At 64.3% G+C, this 20,530-nt stretch carries 16 protein-coding genes; all 16 read left to right on the forward strand.

All coding sequences use genetic code 11. From position 1 onward, the window contains the following. Nucleotides 1-39 precede the first annotated feature (39 nt). Entirely contained in the window at nt 40-2,337 is a 2,298-nt protein-coding gene (locus tag ACXYX3_RS27190) for a hypothetical protein (RefSeq protein ID WP_083129132.1), read from the forward strand. 136 nt (nt 2,338-2,473) lie between these two features. After that, nucleotides 2,474-3,055, forward strand: a complete 582-nt coding sequence (locus ACXYX3_RS27195) for a hypothetical protein (protein ID WP_083129131.1) — start codon at nt 2,474-2,476, stop codon at nt 3,053-3,055. 215 nt (nt 3,056-3,270) lie between these two features. Then, nucleotides 3,271-4,527 (forward strand): integrase catalytic domain-containing protein, encoded by a 1,257-nt coding sequence (locus ACXYX3_RS27200; RefSeq protein ID WP_176215952.1) that lies wholly within the window; start codon nt 3,271-3,273, stop codon nt 4,525-4,527. 142 nt (nt 4,528-4,669) lie between these two features. Continuing rightward, nucleotides 4,670-5,191: a VldE C-terminal domain-containing protein gene (locus ACXYX3_RS27205; RefSeq protein WP_458612282.1), complete on the forward strand. Its 522-nt coding sequence runs from the start codon at nt 4,670-4,672 to the stop codon at nt 5,189-5,191. A gap of 5 nt (nt 5,192-5,196) precedes the next feature. Then, nucleotides 5,197-6,726 (forward strand): type VII secretion protein EccB, encoded by a 1,530-nt coding sequence (eccB, locus tag ACXYX3_RS27210; protein WP_083128826.1) that lies wholly within the window; start codon nt 5,197-5,199, stop codon nt 6,724-6,726. Between the two features lie 5 nt (nt 6,727-6,731). Then, on the forward strand, nt 6,732-7,919 hold the full coding sequence (locus ACXYX3_RS27215; protein WP_068920395.1) for a cell division protein FtsK: 1,188 nt from the start codon (nt 6,732-6,734) through the stop codon (nt 7,917-7,919). Continuing rightward, nucleotides 7,919-10,924: a type VII secretion protein EccCb gene (eccCb, locus tag ACXYX3_RS27220; protein ID WP_068920410.1), complete on the forward strand. Its 3,006-nt coding sequence runs from the start codon at nt 7,919-7,921 to the stop codon at nt 10,922-10,924. The genes ACXYX3_RS27215 and eccCb overlap by 1 nt, the downstream gene beginning before the upstream one ends. Nucleotides 10,925-11,094: 170 nt before the next feature. After that, nucleotides 11,095-12,087 carry an IS481 family transposase gene (locus ACXYX3_RS27225; RefSeq protein WP_458612283.1) on the forward strand — a complete coding sequence of 331 codons (993 nt, stop codon included), beginning with the start codon at nt 11,095-11,097 and terminating at the stop codon, nt 12,085-12,087. A 114-nt stretch (nt 12,088-12,201) separates the two neighbouring features. Further along, complete coding sequence (locus ACXYX3_RS27230) at nt 12,202-12,507, forward strand: PE domain-containing protein (protein WP_046364543.1); 306 nt, start codon at nt 12,202-12,204, stop codon at nt 12,505-12,507. Nucleotides 12,508-12,538: 31 nt separating this feature from the next. After that, nucleotides 12,539-13,750: a PPE domain-containing protein gene (locus tag ACXYX3_RS27235; RefSeq protein ID WP_083128823.1), complete on the forward strand. Its 1,212-nt coding sequence runs from the start codon at nt 12,539-12,541 to the stop codon at nt 13,748-13,750. Nucleotides 13,751-13,839: 89 nt separating this feature from the next. After that, nucleotides 13,840-14,145: a hypothetical protein gene (locus ACXYX3_RS27240; RefSeq protein WP_068920397.1), complete on the forward strand. Its 306-nt coding sequence runs from the start codon at nt 13,840-13,842 to the stop codon at nt 14,143-14,145. A gap of 49 nt (nt 14,146-14,194) precedes the next feature. Further along, complete coding sequence (locus tag ACXYX3_RS27245) at nt 14,195-14,482, forward strand: hypothetical protein (protein WP_068920398.1); 288 nt, start codon at nt 14,195-14,197, stop codon at nt 14,480-14,482. A gap of 189 nt (nt 14,483-14,671) precedes the next feature. Continuing rightward, entirely contained in the window at nt 14,672-15,478 is an 807-nt protein-coding gene (locus ACXYX3_RS27250; protein ID WP_234809877.1) for an ESX secretion-associated protein EspG, read from the forward strand. 1,222 nt (nt 15,479-16,700) lie between these two features. Further along, nucleotides 16,701-17,585 carry a MinD/ParA family ATP-binding protein gene (locus tag ACXYX3_RS27255; RefSeq protein ID WP_458612284.1) on the forward strand — a complete coding sequence of 295 codons (885 nt, stop codon included), beginning with the start codon at nt 16,701-16,703 and terminating at the stop codon, nt 17,583-17,585. After that, the gene (gene eccD, locus ACXYX3_RS27260; RefSeq protein ID WP_083128813.1) at nt 17,582-19,123 is read left to right on the forward strand and encodes a type VII secretion integral membrane protein EccD; all 1,542 of its coding nucleotides are present in this window, start codon (nt 17,582-17,584) and stop codon (nt 19,121-19,123) included. Before ACXYX3_RS27255 ends, eccD begins: the two co-directional genes overlap by 4 nt. Beyond that, a complete protein-coding gene (gene mycP / locus ACXYX3_RS27265) occupies nt 19,123-20,517 on the forward strand; it encodes a type VII secretion-associated serine protease mycosin (RefSeq protein ID WP_083128812.1) in 1,395 nt (464 codons plus the stop codon). The genes eccD and mycP overlap by 1 nt, the downstream gene beginning before the upstream one ends. Nucleotides 20,518-20,530 lie beyond the last annotated feature (13 nt).

The raw sequence follows: 20,530 nt of genomic DNA on the forward strand, positions 1-20,530 counted from the left end.
ACTGTCCTACCTTATTGGCCGTCCATCAGCGAAACTGATTTGCAGGCACTGGCCGACGACGAAAGAGCCATGGCCACATCGGTATCCGGATACGCCGACACCGTGCAAAATGAGATGACCAAAGGCGCGAGCCTACTGGTAGGTCAGGGCGGCGAAGCCCGCATCGCGCTGATGCGCAAAATGGTCAACCACGCCGATGGCGGCGCCAACCACTTCAAATCCACTGCAACGGCAGCAGATTCATTCCGCGCAATCGTCTCCGGATTGAAGACCGACCTCAGCCGCGTCGCCGACGCCGCAGCCGAAGCATGGGACACCGCCCAATCCAGCGGCGGCACCTCGGCCGCAGTGTCAGCCATGGCCCCGTTCAAAGCCGAAGCTGCCAGCCTCTACAGCACCGCACTCGAAGACATCGCCGCCACACCCGCCGTCCTACCCATCCCCGAAGCACCAGTCGGCGAAACACCCGACGCACCAAGGGATAACGTCGCAGAGCCAGCCAGCAACACTGAGCAAAAAGAAGCTGACGAGAAGCCGGTGCCAGATTCACCCGGAGAGGAGGCCCCCGCAGACGGTGATTCTGCGGGGAAGGATGGTGGCGACGTAAAGCAGCTCGGTACCGAACCGGACGGCACCGCAACCGACGTCCGAGAGACGACGGACGGATCCCCCGTCGCACCAGGAACCGCGACCGGGCTTCCGTCTACTACGACAGGGCTGCCAGCGGCAGGATTGCCGATGGGCGGTGCAAGTGGCGGCTCTGCGGGTGGGGGCATGCCATCGGCGGGTTCGGCGATGGGTGGTTTGCGGCCGCCGCAGATGCCCTCCGGGCTCAGCAATCCTTTGGGCAGTGGGGGCAAGTCACTGTCGGATGCGTTCACTTCGCCTGCGTCGGCAGCAGACTCGCTGGGTAGTGGCGGGTCATTGACGAGTGCGGCGTCGAGCTTCAATTCGGGGTTGGCGTCGGGTATTGGTTCTTCGGGTGCGGTGTCGCCGCCTCCGTTGGAGAAGTTCGTAGCCCAGCATCCGGGTGCGGCGCCTGCGGTGGCAGCTCCTTTGCAGGGTCCGGTGCAGCCGTCGGTGGCGGCTGCTGGTGGCGGTTCTGCGGGCCCTGCTGCGGGACCGATGGTTGGTGGTGGCGGTGGTATGCCGATGATGGCGCATCCGCCCGCGGCTGGAGGTTCCGGTGGTGGCCCGCTGGCCCCGTTTGTTCCGCCTGGGGGTGGGTCGGCGGCGAGCCCGACGGCTGCGGGACCGACGGCTCCTGCGTCGGCGGCGGCCGCGCCGGCTTCGGCGGCACCGTCGGGTCAGCAGGGCGGTGCCGCTCCGGTGATGGCGGGCACGTCGGGTGCGGCAACAGCAGCGAGCATGCCTGAGCCCGAGGTGAGCGCGGACATGATGTTGGCTCGGCAAGTGATCGACGGGTTGGTTCGCGGTACCGATGCCGCGTGGAACACGATCGATGCCGGGTTTGTGAATTGGGCTGTGGCCGTTGTGCGTACGCATCTGGGTCCGCAGCTTGTCATTGGTTCTAGTGCTGGTGGTGGGGTGTATGTGCCTGCTTCGGTGTTCGTTCCGACGACGGCGCGGTTGGCCCCCATTGATCCTGCTTTGCCGTGGAGTTGGGCGTCGGGGTTTTTGGGTTGGCGGCGACCGGCGGATCTGTTGACTGCGCATGCGGATGTGTTGTCCGACAGAGTATCTGGGGTTGTGCGCAGTGCTTTGGTGACCACTGCGGAGGGTCCGCGTCCGGCGGGGTGGTCGGATTTCGAGACGGTGACGCTGCGGTCGATTTTGCACTCGCCGGGGTCTGTGCCTGTGCTTGATGGTGCTCATCAGCATCGGTTGGCGACGATTGATCCGGCGCTGGCTCAGCAGATTGCGTCGGTGGGCTCGGGTCCGGCGTCGATATCGGTGGCTGCGGTGATCACTCGGAGTGTGGTGGAGTCGGCGGTGGCCACGGCGGGTGCGGTGGGCCCGGATGGTCCGGTGCGTGGCGCGGATGGACCGATTCACGTTGCCGAGGCGGCGGACCTGACGTTCTTGAATCAGCTGAGCCAGGGCGCCGTGGACTGGGATTCGTACGATGCCGAGGTCGCTCAGCGTCACGACGGCAATGCGACCAGTCCGCATATGAACGGTCCGCTGGATCTGGATGATTCGGCGGACTCGCTGCGTCAGCGTCTGCTGTACATGGCGTTCTATCGGACGGCGTTGATTGCGGAGCTCATTCGTTTCTGGCGGCAACCGGCCTCGCCGGCGTTGGCCGATATCGTGTACTGCGCGGTAGCGGCGGGCTTCAAGCCTGTCGTTACCTCAACGTTGAACTCGATCTGACGATCTGCCCGCCATGAAATGGCGGGGAGCGGTGTGCGACTGTTGGGCGCTGTCTTCCGTAAACCTGGAAATTAGTGGTTCGGCACGAGTGGCGATCCCGGCGAACCTGCTCCTTGGACCGATACCGTCACCGCCCATGAGTCCGTTCGATGCCTGGATTGATGAATCGGGGTCTAATCAACGTGTTGATCCCGGTACGTACATCCTCAGCGCGGTCATCAGCGAAGCAGGCCGTGCTGAGCATGCGCGGGAGGCGATGCGGGCGCTGCTCGTAGGGAGTCGACATCGCAAGCTGCATTGGCGCGATGAGGACCGCGGCCGGCAGCGCACGATTGCCAAGACCGTCGCAGGGCTCGACGTTGAGCACCTCGTGGTCGTCCGATCCCGGCCTGGCATCACCGAGCACCCGGAACGTCGGCGCCGGATCTGCATGGAACTGCTACTGCCCGAGCTGGTGGCCTTGGGTGTCGCGCAGGCGATCGTGGAATCCCGCGGCCCCAAGGACGACCGGGAGGACCAGCGCACCTTGGACTACCTGCGGCGAAAGCGCGCTCTAGGGGGTCGGCTGCATCTCGATCACGTTGGCGGCCCCACTGAGGCGATGCTGTGGATACCCGATGCTTGCTGTGGCGCGGTGACCCAACTCCGCAGCGGCGACCCCGAGCACTTCGGGATCATTGAGTCGAAGGTAACCATGCTGGAAGTGCCCCAGAAATGACGCGGCCCCAGGCCCTGTCTTCCGGCAGGAACTCCTGGGGTCCACTTCCGATGACACCACGATGCATCGGCTCACCAGTAAGTCTAGGTAAACCGCACCAGCCGTGCAAGGCTGCGGCTTGACTCACGAAAAGTGCCCGCGAAACGCCCTCGGTGCCTCACGTAAGAATGCCCGCGAAATGGTGATAGTCGTGGAGCATGGGAAGTGGGTTGTCGATGGCGTCTCGTGCCGAGGTCACCGCCAGGTACGCCAAGGCGTATGTGAGGGCTTCGAAGAAGGACCGGGGCCGGATTCTGGATCAGGTGGTCGAGGTGACCGGCTGGTCGCGTGATAACGCCCGCCGGCGGCTCACGGTAGCGGCCAGGCGCCCGCCGGGTGCGGGCCGCAGTGTCGCAAAACGGCCGCGCAAACCGCGCTCGCCGAAGTACAGCTATGACACCCGTAAGGTGCTGCAGAAGGTCTGGGCCGCCTCGGGTGGGCAGTGCGGCAAGTACCTGGCTGCTTCGATGGCCCTGCAGCTCGACGGGTTGGAGCGCCACGGCGAGTTGGTCTTTGGCCGTGACCGTTACAGCCCGACGGTGCGCGAGGAGCTGTTGGCGATGAGCGCGGCGTCAATCGACCGCTATCTGGCGCCGGTGAAAGCCAAAGACCAGATCAAGGGCAAGTCCACCACCAAGCCCTCGCCGCTGTTGCGCTCGTCGGTCAAGATTCGCAAGGCCACCGACGAAATCGAAGCTGCGCCAGGCTTTTTCGAAGGAGACACCGTCGCGCACTGCGGGCCGACGTTGAAGGGCGAGTTCGCCCGCACCCTCAACCTCACCGATGTGCACACCGGCTGGACTTTCACGCGGACCGTGCGCAACAACGCCCACACCCACATCCTGGCCGCCCTGAAAGCAGGTGTGCATGAAATACCGTATGAGGTAACTGGTTTGGACTTCGACAACGGCACCGAGTTCCTCAACAAAGCCGTCATCAAATGGGCCGGGCAGATGGAGATCTTCTTCACCCGCTCCCGGCCGTACAAGAAGAACGACCAGGCCACCATCGAGTCCAAGAACAACCATCTCGTCCGCAAGTACGGGTTCTACTACCGCTACGACACCGACGAGGAACGTGCGGTGCTCAACCGGCTCTGGCCTCTGGTCAACGACCGGCTCAACTACCTGACCCCCACCATCAAACCCATCGGCTACGCCAGCAGCGGTGACGGCCGGCGCCGCCGTCTCTACGACCAGCCCAAGACCCCACTGGACCGGCTACTGGCGGCCGGCGTCCTCTCACCAGCCCAAGAATCGGAGCTCCTGACCTACCGCGACAGCCTGAACCCGGCCGCGATGGGACGCCAGATCGCCGACCTGCAGAACCGACTTCTCCAGCTGGCCAAGGAGAAAACCGAACAGCTCTACCTCGCCAGCATCCCCACCGCCCTACCCGACACCCGCAAAGGCATCCGGATCAAGGCCTCCTGACCCAACGCCGTTTCGCGGGCATTCTTACCTGAGGCATGGATCAGATTTCGCGGGCATCTTGATCTGAGGCATCACGTCACCGCTGGCGGGGTTCGGCGGCGCTATGCCGGGTATGGGCGGTGGAATGCCCGGCGGTGGCGGTATGGGTGGCGGGATGCCGGGCATGGGTGGACTGTCTGCGCTGGGGCAACCCTTGAGCGCCTTGGGCGGACTGGCTTCCCCGGCTACACAGACCATCTCTAAAGCCGCGTCCACCAAGCCTAGTGGCGGTGCTGATCGGGGGCTGGATACGAGCGGGCCCGGCCGCGCCAATGAGCGTGGGCTGCAGAAATACACGAAGCTGATGAACCGGGCTATCAGTGCGGCGTTCCCTGAGATCAAGGAGATCGGTGGGGTTCGCCAAGATTCGCTGCACTGGCATCCCGACGGGCTGGCGCTGGACGTCATGATTCCGAACTGGGATACCCCAGAAGGGCGGCAGTTGGGAAATGAGGTCGTCAACTTTCTGGTTCGTAATCGGACCGAGCTGGGGTTGGATCACATGATCTGGCGGCAGCAGATGATTCAGCCCGATGGGAGCGCCTCGATGATGGGCGGTCGCGGTAGTGCGACGCAGAACCATATGGATCACGTGCACGTGGTGTCGATCGGCGGGGGAAGGTAGCGCAGGTGGCGGGCTCGAACGAATCTGAGAAGCCGCGTCGGCGTGGCACCGGGCTTACCTATGCCTCGCTGGAGCAGGTCGCCGCATGGCGGTTTCTGTGGCACCGCATGGCGGTCGCGGTGGCTCGGCACTCGGTGCGCCTGGTGCACGACCCGTCGAAGAACTACGGGGCCTCGACCCTGGTGGGTGTGGTGATTGCGGTACTGGCGCTCGGGGTGTGCTTTGTGTTGGCGTGGCTGCGGCCCGCAGGCCAGATCGGGGACTCCAAGCTGGTGGCCGATCGGGCCAGTGGGGCACTGTATGTGAATATCGACGCAACGATGCACCCGGTACTGAATCTGGCGTCGGCACGTCTGATCCTGGGTCAGGATGTGTCTCCCAAGCTGGTCCCGATGGCTCAGATCGAGGATCGTCCGATGGGCCCGATGGTCGGCATCGTCGGCGCCCCCAATGATTTGGCGCCGCGTACTCCGCAGACGACCGGTTGGGGGCTGTGCGACAGGCTTGGCTCTGGTGGGCCGCAGAGCAAGCCCTCGGTGACGGTGCTCGGCGGCGACTTGGAGTTGGGCGATTGGTCACACGAGATGCATTCCCCTCAGGCAGTGTTGATGAATTATGGCGGTTCGGTGTATCTGGTGACCGATGGCCACCGCTCGCTCATCGACCTCGCTGATCGGCCGGTGACCCTGGCGCTGGGCATTCAGGCCGGAAGCGTGCGGCCGGCACCGATGTCCAAAGCGCTCTTTGAAGCGCTGATTCCGACTGCACCCCTACGGGTTCCGGCGGTGCCGAACGCTGGGGGGCCTGTCGGCTACGCCGAGGCGCAGCTGCCGGTCGTGTCGGGGTCGGTAGTTCGGTCCGTGTCCGCCGACGGGCAGCAGCAGTTCTTTGTGGCCTTGCCTGCTGGCATGCAATTGATACCCGAGACGGTGGCGTTGATGTTGAGCAACGCGGACCCATCCGGGCAGGGACGTGTGCTTGACGCCGCACCGCACGTTGTGGCTGATGCCCCGCAGGCGGTGGGCTTCGACGTCTCGAAGTACCCCAGGGGTCCTCTGACATTGCTGGACAAGGCTGTAGAGCCTGTCACCTGCGTGGTGTGGAGCAAGGACGCCAACGAAGCGCAGGCCAGCGTGAGAACAGTGTCGGGGCGTCGCATACCGATCCCAGTCAGTGAGGAGCCCAAGGTGATGCGCATGGTCTCCGGGCAGGCCAACGACGCAGCCGATGAAGTCTATCTCGGCGCGGGTAGCGCGAATTTTGTGCAGGTTACCGGTGTAGAACCGGACTCGCCGCGGCGGGAGTCCTTGTGGTGGATCGGCGACACCGGGGTGCGGTTCGGAATTGATGTGGCAGGCCAGGGCAGTACAACTCAGCAAGCCCTGGGGTTGAAAGACACGACACCGACGCGGGCTCCGTGGACGGTTATCCGATGGCTGCCGGCGGGACCGCTTCTCTCGGAACAGGCGGCCCGCGTGGAACGGGACACGGTGATCAACATTCCGGGGCAGCGGCTACAGAGCGGGGGGAACTGATCGCGATGACCAAGCAGGGATTCGACAAGGAAAAGGCGCGTGCGCCCGAGCTTGGCGAGCGCAGTCTGACATTGCCCGAGCTGGCTGAATTGGTGCGCCCGCCACAATCTCGGCCGCCCATGTGGGTGTGGATCTTGGTTTTCGTCAGCGCCGTGGTGGTTCTGCTGGTGATCATGATCCGTAGCGGTGCTCGCACCATGGGCATGGGTGGTCTGTTCATTCTGCCGATCATGCTGATGTCGGTGTTCATGATGATGCGCAACCGCGGCGGTGGGCAGAATGAGAAGGCGCGGCCGGCGGCATTGGCGGCCAGCCGGGTTGATTATGCGCGCACTCTCGATGAGCTGCGTGAAGATGTCCACGACGGTGCCCGGGCGCAGGCCCGCGAAATCGCTTACCACCATCCCAACCCCTCTGAGGGGGCGCTGTTAACGCTGGTCGGCACAGCCCGGATGTGGGAGCGATCCCCGAACGACCGGAACTTTGGGCATGTGCGCATCGGCGTCGGGGTGACGCGTCTCAGGACGAAAATCCTTCCTCCCCAGAAGGTTCCGCCACCGGAGTTTCGTGAGACGGCGACGGCGATCGCGGCTCGTGACTTTCTGCTGACGCAGAATGTGGTCCACGATGTTGCCCGGCCGTTGCATTTGTTCGACCAGATGGGGTGGGCGTTGTTTACTGCCGACGATGATCAACGCCCGATCGTTCAGGGGTTGCTTCGGGCGATGGTCTGCCAGTTATGCGCCTTTCACGGCCCTGATGTGGTCCGGATGGCGATCATCACCGATGATGAGGCGGCGTGGCAGGGCGCTAAATGGCTTCCGCACGTTGGCGATCCGGTTCTGGTTGATGCCTCTGGGCCGGTTCGGATGATCTATTCCGATGTTGGTGAGTTTATGGATCGGCACGGAACGGCGCTGCAATCCAAGGGTCCGTGGTCGGCTCGTATGGAGGGGATGCCGCCACCGGATGATCACATGGTCGTGGTGGTGGACTTGCCGGGTGCGAATTGCGCTCCGCTGCTCGGGGTGCTCAAGAGCGGTGACCTCGGCGAGCCGGTGGATGCGATGGGGTTCGCCGGGCTGTGTGTGCTGGAGGCGACCGGAGACACGTTCTCGGCATTGGCGACGTCGGCAACGGCTTTCGTGCTCGATGACCAGGGCCACTTGCTGCGCGCTGAGGAGGTGCTGTGATGACCGAGGTATCGAGTCGGTACGCCAAAGGGCTGAAATTCGCCGCAAAACCGGACGTGATGTCGCAGGTGGAGTTCGAGGTTTTTGCTCGAGCGATGTCGCGGTTCGAGCGTGAAGATGCCGCGACCCGCCTGCTTGCTGAGCGGGCCGCTGATGCTCGCGCGGGTCAGGATTTCTTGGACTTCTTCGACATTGCGGATGCCCGGCAGTGGGATCCGCACACGTTATGGTCGAAAATGACCGTGCAGAGCCGGTTGCGGGCTGCATTAGGCAAGAACCCGACCTCGGGTAAGCCGGTGTGGCTGGACTTGAAGGAGTCCGACGAGAGCGGTATGGGGCCGCACGGGATGCTGACCGGACAGATCGGTTCCGGTAAGTCCGAGACGTTGGTGGCGTTCATCCTGGCGTTGGCTATGACGCATAACCCCGAGGTGTTACAGCTGATCCTGGGCGACTTCAAGGGTGAGACCGCGATGATGGCGCTGGCTGACCTGCCTCAGGTTCAGGGTGTCATTTCAAACCTCGAAGAGTCAGCCTCGCGGCTGGATCGCTTAGAGGACATGCTCAACGGCGAGGTGGTGCGTCGAGAGACCATCTTGAAAGCCGCTGGGTATAAGGATGTCCGCAATTACGAACGGGCGCGGGCGACGACACGTCCCGAGCTGGAGCCGCTGGGCGCTCTCGTGATCGTGCTGGACGAGTTCTCCGAGCTGCTCAAGATCCGGCCTTCACTCACCGGAACGTTCGACACGGTGGCCCGTAAAGGCCGCGGTTTGTGGATGCATATTCTCAATGCTTCGCAGCGGGTTGAGTCAGGCCGGATGGCCGGGATGATCAGCCAGCAGACCTACTCGATCGGGTTGAAACTCAAGGACGCCGGGCAGTCGCGCCAGGCGATTGGGTCGCCGAAGGCGTATACCGATCTGATCGGCGCCCCGGTGGGCACCGGGTTTCTGGTGCACGACGACGAACACCAGTTGTTCCGGTCGTTTTACGTGTCAGCGCCGTTCATTGCGCCGGTGGTAGGCAAGGCGCAGCGGCGTCGTCAGGAGGGGCAGTTCATCGACGCGCACCGCTTCGAAACGGGTGTGCATTCCTTGCCGATCGACATTGAGTTGCTCGATGACGAGGATGATCGCGCTGCGCAGGAGCAGGCCGAGGAGCAGGCACTCGCTCAGACAGACGTCGATTCCCCGACGGTGGTCTCGACGCTGGTCGGACGGCTCGCCGGCGCGGGGCGTACGTGCAGGCCGATGCACCGGATGTATCTGCCTCCGCTGGAAGATATTGCAACGATTCCGTTGGACGAGATGGCCCAGGAGTTCTGGGGGCGAGACTGGCTGGATGTGACCGAGGACGCGGGTCTTCGGGTGCCCTACGGCCGCGCGGATGACCCGTTTGGCCATACCCAGAACTTGGTTGTTGCAGACCTGTCCAGGGCTCAGGGCAACGTGATGGCGGTCGGAGCCCCGCAGAGCGGAAAGTCGACGGCGCTGCAGACCATCGTCACGTCGTTGGCGATATCGCATAGTCCTCAACGGGTGCAGTTCTACGGTATCGACTTCGGCGGCGGCCGACTCGATGCGTTAGCAGGATTGCCGCATGTGGCCGGGATCGCGGGCCAAGGTAACGCGGAAAAGGTGGCCCGCGTGGTCAGCGAGGTCGAACGGATTCTCAAGGATCGGGTGCGTAGCTGGGAGATCGCGGGTTGCGACCTGGAGGAGTTTCGTGCGCGCAAGTTCGCCGGCAAGCCCGGCAAGATCCCAGAGGATGGGCATGGCGATGTGTTCCTGCTCGTGGACAACCTTCCTGGGCTCAAACAGGAGGACATGGATCTGCACGGCCGGATCGTGGCGCTGGGCACGGGCTCGGCACTGAACTACGGCGTTCATTTGCTGGTGACCAATGACCAGTGGGCCACCGCGAACCTCACTCTCAAGGAAAAGTGCGGCACGCGTGTCGAGATGCGTGTGCAGGAGCCCACCCAGAGCGAGGCCGGCGATCGTGAGATGGCCGGCAAGGTTCCTGATCAGCCAGGCCGGGGTCTGATCAAGGACAAGGGCAAGGTGTTGCATTTCCTGGCGGGGGTGCCAGTGGCCTCAGCCGTGCTCCCTGCGGTGGAGTCTGCTGATTACGGCCAGGATGCCGTTCAGCAGACGTGCGCGCTGATCGCGCAGCGGTGGAGTGCTCTGGGTATTGCCCCTGCGCCGACGTTGCCGACGTTGCCCGCTGAGGTGAGTTACGCCGAGCTCGACGATGTGCCGCGGGGGATGTTGAAGCTCGGGATCGGGGACGTCGCGCTGGCCACGGTGGGGGTGAACTTGGCTGAGTGCCCGCACTTTTACGCCGTGGGAAGTGCTAAATCGGGTCGCACCACGGTGCTCAGAACGCTCATCGCGTCGATCCAGCAGAGTTTCACCCCCGAGGCCGCGAAGATTATTGCCTTTGACGTCGGTCTGGAGCTGGGGGCGTTCATCGATCCTGCCTACTTGACGTTCTATAGCTCGGACTCGCAGCAGATCGGTGAGGCGTCTAAGAAGCTGGCGGCCAAGTTCGCCGAGCGCACCGCGCCGGCAGATGCCAGTCCCGAGGAGAGAGCTCGGTGGCGTTTTAGTGGACCGCGCTATTTCATTGTGATTGACGACTTCACGCTGCTCAATGTTCCGGGGTACAGCTCGATGTCGCTGGTGGCTCCTTTGGAGTCTGCTGTGTCGCGGGGTAGACAGATTGGGGTCCACTTCCTGGTCGCCTCGGCGGTCAAGAATTGGATGTCCACTACGGGTGGCAACAAGATCATCTCTGGGATGAGCGCGGCTGGGTCGGGTGTGCTCATCCTTGATGGTTCCCGCGATGATGGACCGATTGTTACCGGCATCCGGGCTACTCCCCGGGCGCCGGGGCGCGGAGAGTTGATCTACCCGAAGGGGGGACGCCAGGTGATTCAGGTGGCTACCCCACCGTTGCCCGAAGGCTACAGCCCGATCTCTGGTGGCGATGAATGGTGAGCGGTGGAAACTCGCGCATGACAACGTCGTCAATTCGTGGTGGTATCAAAGAGAGGCAGGCTAGTTGTACTGACCACGGACGTTGGTGACGGCGTGGTGAGGTGACAAGACGAAGACCTCCGAGTGGAGTGCGAGCTGTCTAGGAACGCTCCCCGATCTCGGAGGTCTTCGTGGTTCACCGTAACGCCCCGTTGTCTGAAACCGGTCGTCTGCGGCTGGCTCGATGCGTTGTCCATGACGGGTGGTCGCGTCGCCGTGCGGCCGATCGTTTCCAGGTGTCGGTGACCACGGCGTGCCGGTGGGTGGACCGCTACCTCGAGCTGGGCGAGGCCGGAATGGCCGACCGCAGCTCCCGGCCGCATTACAGTCCGAACCGCACGCCGACGCGCATTGAGCGGCGCATCATCGGCGTGCGCGTGACTCGCCGCTGGGGACCGGCGAGAATCGCCTACCTGCTGGGATTGAACGTCTCCACGGTGCACAACGTGCTGCGCCGCTACCGCATCGCCCGACTGCGCTGGCTCGACCGCGCTACCGGCCGCGTGGTGCGCCGCATGGAGTCGGCGGCGTGCGGTGATCTGGTGCACGTCGACGTCAAGAAGCTGGGGAAGATCCCCGCCGGCGGCGGCTGGCGCAAGCTCGGCCGGGCCGCCGGCAAGCGCAACGCCCAGGCCGACAAGAGTTCGGGTCGGCACTCCAAACACCGCCACCCGGTGCGGGGCTACCACTTCCTGCACACCGCCATTGATGCGCACTCTCGGTTGGCCTACTCCGAGATGCTGCCCGATGAGCGCAAGGAGACCGCCGCCGAGTTCTGGCGCCGAGCCAATGGCTGGTTCGTCGAGCACGGCATCGTTGTTCGAAAGGTGTTGACCGACAACGGGTCGTGCTATCGATCGCACGTCTTCCGGGACGCGCTGGGCGACGACGTCGAGCACCGTCGGACTCGGCCGTATCGTCCGCAGACCAACGGGAAAGTGGAGAGATTCCACCGCACCCTGGCCGACGAATGGGCCTACGCCCGGCTCTACACCAGCGACGACCAACGCTGCCAGGAATACCCGCGCTGGTTGCACACCTACAATCACCACCGCGGCCACACAGCACTCGGCGGTCAACCACCAGCCAGCCGTGTACCTAACCTCTCAGGTCAGTACAGCTAGTCGCGTGTATGGCTGGCAAACAAGTGGGCGGCCACGAAGGCTGTTCACTTTATGTGTACGGGGTGACTATTCCTGTGTTATCGTGCAGGAGTCCTGATTAGTTAGGGGGCGTCCATGACGTCAGTAGTTGTCAATCCGGTGGGTCTTGCCGCTGCTGCGGCGGCGACCGCAGGGCTTTCGGCTCAAGCTGCGGGGCACACGGCGCAGGCGGCCGCGGCCGCGGCTGTGGTGCCGCCGGGGTTGGAAGAAATTTCGGCGACCAACGCGGCGAAGATCGCCGCGTACAGCGCGGAAGTGTCTGCGGTGCTGTCCGGGGCATCTGCAATGCAGGCGCTGTACGGCGTGGCGAACTCGGTGGCCGGCACGGTGACGTCGCTCGAAGATGCCGCCAATGCGGTGCTGATGAACGCGGTCCTGTAGGACCCAGGCAGGGGAGACGGGGAGCACCGCTATGCCACCGGGGGCCTATCAAGCCGAACCGCCGGAAACCACGTCGGCGGGCTTTTGGCTGGGACCGTCAGCTGCCTCGTTTTTCGCCTCAGCCGCGCAGCTCGAAGCGCTAGCCGGTGCGATCATCGGCATGCTGGGCGGCCATGCGGCTGTGGAGGCTGCTATGTCGATCAGCTGGCCGTCGGTCACGGGCGAGGTGGCTAGGCTGGCCCATGTCCCGCACCTGGTGTGGCTGGGGACCGTGGCGACCATGCTCAACCACGCTTCGGCCAGCATTATGGCCACCGGGGACGCATTCGAAACGCTGCGGGCTGCAACCCCTAATCCTGGTGAAGTTGTCGGCAATCAGAGCGAACACATGGCGCTGGTCGGGGCGAACTTTCTGGGGATGCTGACTCCGCTCATCGTCGCCAATCGTGGTCAGTACACCGAGATGTGGATGCGGGGAGCGGCCAACAAGTCGGCCTATGAAGCGGCTTCCATGGCTGGTGTGCAGGCGATACCGCCAATCCCTCCACCTCCGCCTAGCACTGTCGGCGCGGCGGGTGGTGGATCCCAGCCCAGCGCCCAGTCTGCCGATCCCAGTCAGATGATGGAGACCGCGACTGGGCTGTTCCCGCAACTCCTCAGCATGCCGACGCAGGCGCTGTCAGCGTTCAGCGGTGGCGGTCCATTCAAGAGCATCTCGGAGCTACCGCAGCAAGCGTTTGGTCAGCTCAGCTCACTGGCGTCGTCGCTGAATGTGTCACCGGACGATCTGGGGGCCGATTTTTCCGCGGGTGATGCTGACTGGGTGACCCAAACACCGCAGGCAGGGGGAGCAGTCGCGGCCTCACTCGGTGGAGCTGGTGGGGGCGGGGGCATGGGTGGAGCGATGTCGGCGGCCTCAGCGCTGCGCAGTCCTGGCTCCTGGGCGTCGTCGGTGAGCGCGGCGACGCCGGTCAGCGCCGACACGGGGTCGCGCATCGAGCAGGCGCGGGCCGGTACGACGATGCCGGCCAGCATGGGCGGCGGCGGAATGATGGGGCCGATGGCCCACGGCGCTGCGGCGGCCGGTGGCGCTAATCAACAGGATTCCGAAAAAAAGCAGGTCGACGGCGCCACTGTGATGGCGGCCGCGTCCAGTCTCTACAACGGCACCGACACGATGCCGGTGATTACCGGAGGCGGTGGTTTGGTGACTGCCAACACCGGGGGCAAGGGGGTGCCCTGAGCAAGATACGGGCACAACACATTCTCGACAGACACGCAGGCGCCGCACACGAAGAGTGCTGTAGCCGTTAATGAAAGGATTTACAGGACATGACGATTTCCGGCGATATGGAGCTCATGGAGACCACCCAGCAGGGTCTCTTTGAGAAGCAGGACCGGTTGCAGTCGATGGTGCAGCAGCTCGGATCGGCACTCGAAGGGGTCGCACCAGGCTTCAAGGGTGCTGGCCAGGCCGCGCTGATGCGGGTCGGTGAAGATCTGCAGACCCTGGGCAATCAGCAGGCGCTCATGCAAGAAGAGCACGGTCAGAAGATGGGCGTGTCGAAGACGAGCCTGCAGGAAGGCGACGAGGACGCCGCCGCGGGCCTCAGCGCCATCGACGCCATGAGCGTCTGACCAGACCACTACATCCCGCATCCAGAAACAGCCGTAGAGGAGCAACATCATGAGTTTGATCGAATACAACGTCCCGATGATTCAGGACTGCGCTCACCAGATCGAGGCCTGCGAAACGCTGACCGCCGAAGTCGCCGTCGAGGCAAACAAGTTGAAGTCCATGACCGAGGGATCTTTCCAGGGCGGCGGCGGCGATGCCTTCCGCGAGAACTACACCCGCGCTATCACCTTGGTCGATGCCTTGAGCGGCAAGCTCAAGGAGGCTAAGGCTGCTCTGCTGACCGGCGCGGACGGAATGGTCACCAAGGACGCGTCGATCAAGGCGCAGTACGTGTAGGTGGCCATCCACCTTCGGTGACGGGTATTCGGCCCGGTCTGGCGATTCTGTCGGCAGGCCGGGCCGAGTGCTTGAGAGCAGCATTGCAAGAAGGTCGTTCACGACGGGGAGAACAGAAGAACCATGGGCGGGACAGCATTTGTGGGTCGTCCGGGTCCGCGCGCAGCGGGGCCGCAGCCAGCGACGAGCTTGGAGATCACCGCCGAGGGGCTCTGGCTGGTGCAGGCATTGTGCGCAGTGGAGACCTTGCCCGCGGTGCTCGTGTGTCGACCATTTGTCAGTGAGTGCGGACTGCCTGAGAGTCACCCGGGCTATGCGGTGCTCCAGGAGGCCGGTGTCCTGCTCGGCGGCGATGTCGTGCACCCACAGGTGAAGCTGTGGGTGCAGACACTGGGCAATCCGGATGTGGTGCTGTCGTGTCTGATCCACCGCGGCGGCGAGCATCTACGGGTAGCTATTGCCCGCCGCGGTGATGTGACGGTCGCCGCCGCGCGACATGGGGAGAACGTCACGGTGGAGAGCCTGGGCCCGGGCATGACGCTCGCGGGCTTGGTCCAACGCGTGCTCCCGCTGTGCGGCCCGGCCATGGTGCCGGCTTCCTTCGACGCAGTTACCGTCCCTACGGCGGACTTGCTGAGCAGCTTGGCGCAGGTTCTGCGCGGCGAGCACAGTCCGATGGTGGCGTTGGGGCGTCTGGGCATGGATGCCGACCAACATCGGATCGTCACGCTGGCGGCGGATCATCCGGTCATGGAGTTGTCGATGGTTGTTGTGACGCACGGCAGCAACCATCAGATGCAGGTCAGCAAGACAGCCGCCACGGTCACCGATACCAGTGCTGGCAGGGTCGTCAGCGGCCCTGTTCGCAGTGAGAGTGGTTCATGGTGGACGCTGATTGCGCCAGGGTCCGATGCGGCGATCTTGTCTGCGCTGAAATCGGTCATGTCCACAGTAGGTCTGGCTGAGTGGTCGACTACCCCCCGACCCGGCCGTTAAGTCCCTTACGTCCGAGCCTGTCCGCACGGTGAACACGACCAGATAAATCAGTCAAAATAGCTGTTTACGTGGTGCCCAAAAGTGATTAATCATGTACTGTAGTGAATCAGTCCGAGGAGGTAGGCCACTTGTGGCGCAGGAGAATCGAGAGCCCGTGAGCGATCAGGACTTTTTCAGCCAGTATCTGCAACCGACGGGTACGCCCGCCGCCGGGGCGGATGACCCGGTGACCGCGCTGCCGTCCGATGACGATGCTGAGGCCGGCGCCGATGCGCCTGTGGGCGCGGGAATGACTGGCCCTCAAGCTGTTCCAATCGGAGTAGAGCCCTCACCGCACGCTGCGGGCCCGGCCGTGCCCGACGATGGTTTCGACGGTGTCCCCCCGGCGGGCGCGTACCCCGCGCCGCCGGCGGACAGCACCCCGCCGTGGAGAGCTGATCCCGGATACAACAGCGAACACCTACCACCAGACCACTACACAGCGCCGCCCCCGGCGACGGCAGGATTCGACGGTGGCCACCCCCCGGCGGGCGCGTACCCCGCACCGCCGGCGGACAGCACCCCGCCGTGGAGAGCTGATCCCGGATACAACAGCGAACACCTACCACCAGACCACTACACAGCGCCGCCCCCGGCGACGGCAGGATTCGACGGTGGCCACCACCCGGCGGGCGCGTACACCGCACCGCCGGCGGACAGCACCCCGCCGTGGAGAGCTGATCCCGGATACAACAGCGAACACCTACCACCAGACCACTACACAGCGCCGCCCCCGCCCCCGGTTGGGTATCCGGCACCGCGGCCGCCCGGCGGTGAGTCGATAGCTCGGCACGCTCAGCGCCCAGGACCCAGCTATCGGCACGACGGTAATGCGGACGACTACAGCGTCTCCCAGCGCGGATATACGGCCCCGCCTGCGCGGCACACGCCCGCCCCGCCACCGGCGCCGGGACAGTACGATCCGCGCAGCGCTTCGCCGCGTCCAGAGCCGACCGATCGGCAGGACTGGCAGGCTGGACCTCCCGCCGCCGGTTACCCGGGCGGCCCACCTCCACAGTCCCCGCCGCCGCCCCCGTTCGCGGCCCGCCCCGGACCGCTCGGTGTGCCCCCGCAGCGCCATGAGTCGGTGGGGGCGATGCAGTCGCAGGTCCGAGAGGCCGACTTTGTCACCCCGTACAAACAAGTTCCTGAGCGCGGGTGGCGGCGCAGGGTGTATCAGACGATGCGGATCAACTTGGGGCTCAGTCCCGCTGAGCGTGAGTGGAATGATCTGCGGCGCCGTCTAACGGTCAACCTGCGCGGCACTTACACGATCGCGGTGTTGCAGCAGAAGGGGGGAGTGTCTAAGACCACTACCACCGTCGGGATCGGTGCTGCGCTAGCGCGTTACCGCGACGACAAGGTGGTCGCCATTGACGCCAATCCAGCCAGCGGTAACCTCGCGAAACGAATCAATGAGCCCAGCACGGGAACGTGGCGCGGGCTGTTGATGGATCAGAATTTGCACTCGTACAGTGATTTTCGGCATTACCTGGGCAAGGATAGTTCCTCGGGTTTGGAGGTGCTTGCGGGTGACCCGGGGGACGAGGTGATCACCGGCACCGCGTTGGTGATGACATGGCAGCGTTTGTCTCGGCAGTACCCGATCGCGTTGCTCGACTGCGGAAATCAGATGCGCGACGACGTGATTGCCGCTGTGCTGTCGATGGCCGACGTTGTGGTGGTTCCCACGACGACGCGCTACGACGGAGCCGAGGCTGCCCGTGAGACGTTGGATTGGCTTATGCAGCATGGCTATCCGCACCTGGTGCGTTCGGCGGTGATGGTAGTCAGCAACGTCAACAAGGTCACTCCCACCAAAGCGGTACGCAATCTCCATGAGGGATTTGAGCGTGCTGTGCGGGCGGTCCATGACATTCCCTACGATCCGCATCTCAGCGATGCCACAGCAATCAACTTCGATCGGCTGGCGCCGCAGACCCAGCGGGCATTCATTGAAACAGCGGCCTCGATTGTGGACGGGTTCGCAGGTGCGGCGGACAAAGACCCGGGGTATCGGCCGCAGTGGCCGGCGTCGGGCGATGAGCGCGGGCAGGAGCGGCGATGACATCAACAGACGTTGCGGTGACCGAGAACTACCCCGTCGGTACGGTCGCTGCCGAGCGAGTGCGCTTGGCCGAGCAGGTTCGGGTGGCAGTCCTTTTTGAGGGTCGACAACACGATGTCACTCTGCCGGCGAGTTCGCCCGTGGCGGCCGTTGCTGATTCGTTGGTGCGTGTCTTGCTAACCCGCGAGGGCAGCGACGACGGCATGCGCAAGCCCGACGATGATCGCATGATCAGCCCGGGCGTGGTGCGGATGACGTTGATCAATGGGCAACCGCTGGATCGTACCCAGAGTCTCACGCAGCAGGGTGTGCGTGATGGCGAACTGTTGGTGCTCGACATCATCGATGCCGAAGTGGAGTTCACCCCGATCTTCGAGTCGCCCTCGTCAGCGGTGGCGGTGCTCAATCAGCAGCAGTATTCGGTGGTGACCGCAGAAACCGCACGCCGAGTGGCCGGGGTGGTCGTTGGTGCGGCGGTCGCGGCGGTGACCGCACTGTTGGGGTTGGCATGGTGGCGCAACCTGAACAGCGGCCAAGACTGGAATCTGATCCCCGGGGTCGCGGCAGCGGGTCTTGCAGTGGTGCTGTTGGTTGTCGGGTCATTGGTGTGGTGGCGGGCCAAAGACCTGGTGACCGCGACGGCGATGTGGCTCTCCGGTGTGCTGATCGCGTGCCCGGCAGCAGCAGTCATGGTGACTCCGGGCTATCCGGGGTCGTGGCACCTGATGTTGGCAGCGGCAGTCACAGCGGCGGTCGCGGCGGCGTTGTGGCGGTTGAGTCCGGCCCCACCGATCGTGGTGTCGGCCACGGTAATGGTCACCGCGACGGCAGCAATACTGGCGCTGATCTACGCGCTGACTGGGGCCTCCTTGCAGAACCTGTCGGTTGCGGTGTTGGCAGTCAACCTCTTTGTACTAACCGGTGCGCCTAAGCTGGCCGCACGGATGGCTGGTATCCCGATACCGCCGTTTCCGACCGTGACAGGCAAGGACACCTTTGCCGATGCCGATGCTATTGCCGCAGAGGCGTTGGTCGCTGCCGAACACCAAGGCACGCCGACCGTGGAGCAGCTTCGGCGCTCAGCAGAGGCCGCGAACGTCTATTTGACCGCACTGCTGGTAACGGTTGGTGTGTTCTTCATCGGGGGCTCGATCTGGGCGGTGATACCCGGGCAGGGGCGCTGGTGGCTGGCCACGGTGTATATCGGTGTGCTGGCTGCGATCCTGGTCATGCGGGGTCGCGCGTTCGCTAGCCGGGAGCAGTCCATCATCGTGGTGGCCACCGGGTTGCTGATGGTGCTCATCACGGCCGCCAACTATGCACTCACCGGCGAGGGCACGTTCGCTGCGTATATCGCGGCCGCGGTGGTGCTCAGCCTCGGCGCGGCCGGATTGATCGCCGCGGCGGTCGTGCCGGCCAAGGTGTTCTCACCGGTCTTCCGCAAGGTCATCGAATGGATCGAGTACCTGCTGATTGTGGCGATCCCGCCGCTGGCGATCTGGCTTCTGAACCTCATCTACCTGGCGAGGAACATGTGATGAGCGGCCAACGTGCGTCGGCCGTAGCTGCGGTGGTGATGTTGGCGGCAGCCTGGCCACTGGTCGGCGCCCCGTCGGCAACAGCCATCACACCGCCGGTTGTTGATCCGCTGGCGGTCCCGGACGGCACCCCGCGACCCGACGAGCCCATGCAGCACAAGTACGACTGCATCCCCACGGGGTTGATTGCGGGCACCGACCCGGCAGCGGTCCCCGGATCCCAAGCCTTCATGAATCTGCCCCGTCTCTGGGAATCGGCCGGGCGGGGAGCAGGAGTATCAGTGGCGCTCATCGACACGGGCGTCTGGCCCAACCCTCGGTTGCCCCGACTACGCGGCGGCGGCGACTTCATCATGGACGGGGGCGACGGTCTGCAGGACTGCGACGCTCACGGTACGACGGTCGCAGCGATCATCGCTTCAAGTCCTGCCGAAGGTGACGGATTAGTCGGCGTAGCACCGGAAGTCGAGCTCATATCGATCCGGCAGTCCTCGCAGATGTTCACGCCGGTAGCGCCGTCTGCGACCTCGGAGGAGGACCGTCGAGCAGGCACCGTCAGCAGCTTGGCGCGGGCCGTAGTCGCCGCGGCCAACACTGGAGCCCGCGTGATCAACATGTCGATCGTGGCGTGCATCCCGGTGCTCAAGCCCGTCGACCAGACGACCCTTGGTGCCGCGCTACGCTACGCCGCCGTAGAAAAGGATGCTGTGATAGTCGCCGCAGCAGGCAACACATCCACTCCGGGATGCGCACAGAACCCCAACATCGACGCCACCAGTGTCGAAGACCCACGCAACTGGAACTCAGTGGTGACGATCAGCACCCCGGCCTGGTTCTCCGACTACGTTCTGTCGGTGAGCGCCACCAACAACGAAGGCCAGCCCGCCGTAGATGACCAGGGCACCGACATCAGCGTGGGCGGACCCTGGGTCGGTGTCGGCGCACCAGGGCTGTTCGTGGAGGGCGTCAACCAAGAAGGAAACCTCATCAACGGGACCCACGACACGAAGACCAATTCCCTCAAACCCATGAGTGGCACCAGCTTTTCGGCGGCCTACGTCTCCGGACTGGCGGCCCTGATCCGAGCAAAGTACCCCGATCTGCCGGCCCATCAGGTGATCAACCGAATCAAGCAGACCGCGCATTCGCCGGCTGCTGTCGTGGACAACCGCCTGGGTTACGGTGCGATCGACCCGGTAGCTGCGCTGAACTATGACGTGCCGCCGATCCCTGCGCCCCGGGAAAACCTGTCGCGCCCTCTTGGTCCGCCACAGCCTGAACCCGAGCCGGACCGCCGCCCGATGGTGATGGCCTTGGTGGGTACCGCGACACTGACGGTGCTGCTGGGCGCAGCGCTGGCAGTCGGCGCCATGTCGAAATCGCGACGAGGCTGAAAGGGCCGATCCG

The sequence above is a fragment of the Mycobacterium sp. Panama NTM2 genome (assembly GCF_054355555.1).